Source organism: Methanospirillum sp. (assembly GCF_035560735.1).
GTDB lineage: Archaea > Halobacteriota > Methanomicrobia > Methanomicrobiales > Methanospirillaceae > Methanospirillum.
Genome location: NZ_DATMYY010000257.1, coordinates 1 through 3,376, shown reverse-complemented (window position 1 = coordinate 3,376; position 3,376 = coordinate 1). Strand labels below are relative to the sequence as shown.

Here is a 3,376-nt window from a genome sequence, read left to right as displayed (position 1 = left end):
CTATTATAGCATTCAGCCTTATTATGACGAGGAACTTCGGGTTACCGAAGTACTCCTGACCATAGACGAGCATTACCAGAACTAAAATGTAATAGTCTCACAGAAGTGAGACCAGATCCCGCAGCACTGCACTGGGATCTTCTGCTTTTACCACACTGGATGCAAGCAGCACACCAACAGTTCCAAGATCAACAGCGGTCTTCACACATTTTCCTGAGTGAATCCCGGCACCGGTCAACACTTTTACATCAGGATTTGCCTTCAATGCTGCCTGTACTGACCCGGTAATAATATCAGGATTTGCCTCGGCAACAGAAATCTTTCCACCGATTAACTCTGGTGGCTCGATTGCAACATAATCCGGTCCGAGAGCTGCAACTGCAGATGTTGTTGCAATGTTATTTGAACAGACACAGGAGATCATCCCTGCATTACGAAGAGCCTGTACATTTGTTTCGATATCTGCAATCGTGAGGCGATATTCAGAATGATTTACCAGTGACCCTACTGCCCCTGCTGTTTTTATCGCAGTGAGAGGAATGCGTCCGGTATGGGCGCCGGGAGATATCGGATCAACATGCTGGGCAAAAACGGGAATGTCAAAGTGATGTTTGATGGGGTGAATATCCATGTACATCGGTGCAAGGGCAATTGAGACCCCACTCTCTTCGGCTACTTCCTGGGCAGCCTGTGCTATCCGGTGGGCACCGTTACCCACCGACTCCTGATAGCACTTGAGGTTGACAAGAACCACGGGGGACTTGATTGTATGGTGTGCCATACCGATACGTTAGAACCCGGTTCGTATAAATACGTGACAGATCAGAAGATCAGAGCCACATCATTCGGCAATGGTTCCCTGCAGGGTTATCGTGAAATCCTGAATCGGGATCTCTTTTCCAGATATTTTCAGGGCTTCATTTACCACATAATTGATGCCGCTGCAACAAGGGACTGTCATATGCACTGTTGTAATGGATCTGATCGTGTGGCTCTTCAAAATCTCTGCAAGCTTGGTGATGTACTCCCCGATATCTGAATCAAGTTTTGGACAGAAAATGATCAAAATTTTGTTTTTGAGAAACTTCAGGTGAAAATCTGCATATGCAAATGGGACACAATCCGCTGCAACTAACAGGTGAGCATCATCAAAATATGGGTTTAAAGAATTCAGGAGCCTGAGCTGTACAGGCCACTGCCGAAGTTCGGATTCAGTATGAACTGAAGTCTGTTTTGATTTCTGTTCATGAACTATGGTATGAGCTGCCAATCCCGGACAGGATGCCACCGGATTATTGGAATGATGATGCTGGGCGTGATCAGGATTTCCTCGATGAACAGGCACCGGGATCTTCATATCCTCAAGCGAGGACAGAGCCTGGTGATAGAGATTCATCTCATTATGACCGGCAAGATGCTCAAGATGAGCTCCTATAACTGCCTCTCCCTGCCGGGCAATATTCTTCATAACTTCCTTCTCGTTGTATGCACCGGCCTCACGCTCAATTACTGTAATTGCCCCTTCCGGACAGGTCCCGATGCAGGCACCAAGTCCATCACAGAAGAGGTCGCTGATCAGCCGTGCCTTTCCATCCAGAAGTTGCAAAGCTCCTTCAGGACAATCAGGTATGCACTGTCCACATCCGGTGCATTTTTCTTCATCAATCGTAATTATCTTCCGTTTCATGATGCGCACCAGTTCCTGCCCATGGCATGAATAACTGGATAATGCATGTATCTTCTACTTATACTCACTGTAAAACGCGGTACTGATGAAATAAAAAAAGGGATTAAGAAAAACAGGTAGAATCTGTTGGAAGAATAATCAGCCTGTTTGTACTAGCCGCTGACCCAGATTGTACGCCTTCTCACAGTCTTTGGGAAATACAGTCTTTCTCCTCTCTATTCTTTCAGCAGGATCGCAGTAACTGAACACTATCTTTGAATAATCTTCAAATTGCAGTGTCTCATATGAGAACAACGACTCGCATGAGCCAAATACCCGCTCAAGTATGGATTGATTGGTTTTGAAATGAATATCATATCCATATTCAGAGATTGCATTTTCTGAAACGTTCATAGTGTACACAAAAGCGGATGGTATCATCCTTTCAAAGAGTGACTGAGGAGGTTTAGCATAAACCATATACGGAAACATGAGGCGTTCCATAAAACAACGCATCTCACCAGTAACTGTCCCAAAGTAAAGAGGTGAACCCAGAATGAGGGCATCAACATCCTTGATTTTATCAAGTACTGGGGTCAGATCGTCCCTGATGGCACATCTCCCGTAGCTCTTCCCATCCTTTAGTTTACATGCAAAGCAGCTGGTACATCCTTTGAAATCAAAGTCATAGAGATGAACGAGTTCAGTCTCTGCTCCCTTTGAAGCTGCTCCATCCAGTACATGTTGCAGGAGTGTTGCTGTGTTCCAGGTTTTCCTGGGACTTCCATTGATTGCAATAATTTTTTTCCCCATGTTAACACACCATCACTGCCAGGTAATCACTGCTTTATTTCTTGTTGGAATTGAGGCAGACCTGTATTTCGGGTATCCGAACATCATGGCATATAGCGGTTTTCTCCCAACCGGAAGATCATAGATCTCACGGATCTCTGATGATTCCTGGGAGGCCAAGGCCACAAACCCTCCCCAGCATGTCCCGACCCCAAATGCAGGTGCAGCAATGTCAACATGGGTAAGAGCAATTATTCCATCAACATGCGCTATGGGTATCTCTTCAGGAATATGGGGGATCAACAAATGAGGAGCGTTCCGACAGATGGGATCCACCCCATTCTCCCATCCTGCAATAAGGAGCGGAACATATTTACTCAATGGATGGTTGCTTCCCACAAGTGTCCGCATCCAGTCAATGACAGCTTTGGCAACTCTCTGTACCTTTTCAGGATCATGTATGACCAGCCATTGTACCGGCTGGCCATTGCCTCCAGAGGCAGCGTACCGTGCAACATCAAGTAGTGCTTCAATAGTCTCTCTGGATACGGATTCACTTTTAAAATTTCTTATTGAACGCCGACTCTTAAGGTATGATACCATAAGTTCTGGTGAAAGATCGTTCCCGTTCCATGCCGGTTCAGGTGTAAAACCATCATCTTTCTCAAGGGTGAGTGCTCCAGAAGGACAGAAAGCAGAACATTGTCCGCATGACACACACCATCCAGCCTGTGAATCAGCAACAAAAGGGGTTGTGCCATCTAATGGGGGTTGAATGATTCCCATGGGACATATATCGGCACAGACTCCGCATCTGCTACAGGCCTTATCTTCAACTATTATTGCCATAAAGGTCCTCCTCAAAGAATCTCCATTATACTCTATTATAGATATCAGAAGAGATTTAGTAATACTATA

At 45.5% G+C, this 3,376-nt stretch carries 4 protein-coding genes; all 4 read right to left on the bottom strand.

Annotation, left to right across the window (positions count from 1 at the left end):
• Positions 1–97 precede the first annotated feature (97 nt).
• The 4 genes from tpiA to VN429_RS07295 all read right to left on the bottom strand — a co-directional run bounded on the left by tpiA (position 98) and on the right by VN429_RS07295 (position 3,307).
• On the bottom strand, positions 98–781 hold the full coding sequence (tpiA, locus tag VN429_RS07310) for a triose-phosphate isomerase (RefSeq protein WP_325631514.1): 684 nt from the start codon (positions 779–781) through the stop codon (positions 98–100).
• Between the two features lie 60 nt (positions 782–841).
• Positions 842–1,687 carry an ATP-binding protein gene (locus VN429_RS07305; protein WP_325631512.1) on the bottom strand — a complete coding sequence of 282 codons (846 nt, stop codon included), beginning with the start codon at positions 1,685–1,687 and terminating at the stop codon, positions 842–844.
• 138 nt (positions 1,688–1,825) lie between these two features.
• A complete protein-coding gene (locus VN429_RS07300) occupies positions 1,826–2,479 on the bottom strand; it encodes a flavodoxin family protein (RefSeq protein ID WP_325631510.1) in 654 nt (217 codons plus the stop codon).
• A 12-nt stretch (positions 2,480–2,491) separates the two neighbouring features.
• Positions 2,492–3,307 (bottom strand): nitroreductase family protein, encoded by an 816-nt coding sequence (locus tag VN429_RS07295; RefSeq protein ID WP_325631508.1) that lies wholly within the window; start codon positions 3,305–3,307, stop codon positions 2,492–2,494.
• Positions 3,308–3,376 lie beyond the last annotated feature (69 nt).

Excerpts from the sequence above, each read along its gene's own strand:
- tpiA (WP_325631514.1), bottom strand. The coding sequence starts at position 781 with ATGGCACACCATACAATCAAGTCCCCCGTGGTTCTTGTCAACCTCAAG.
- VN429_RS07305 (WP_325631512.1), bottom strand. The coding sequence starts at position 1,687 with ATGAAACGGAAGATAATTACGATTGATGAAGAAAAATGCACCGGATGT.
- VN429_RS07300 (WP_325631510.1), bottom strand. The coding sequence starts at position 2,479 with ATGGGGAAAAAAATTATTGCAATCAATGGAAGTCCCAGGAAAACCTGG.
- VN429_RS07295 (WP_325631508.1), bottom strand. The coding sequence starts at position 3,307 with ATGGCAATAATAGTTGAAGATAAGGCCTGTAGCAGATGCGGAGTCTGT.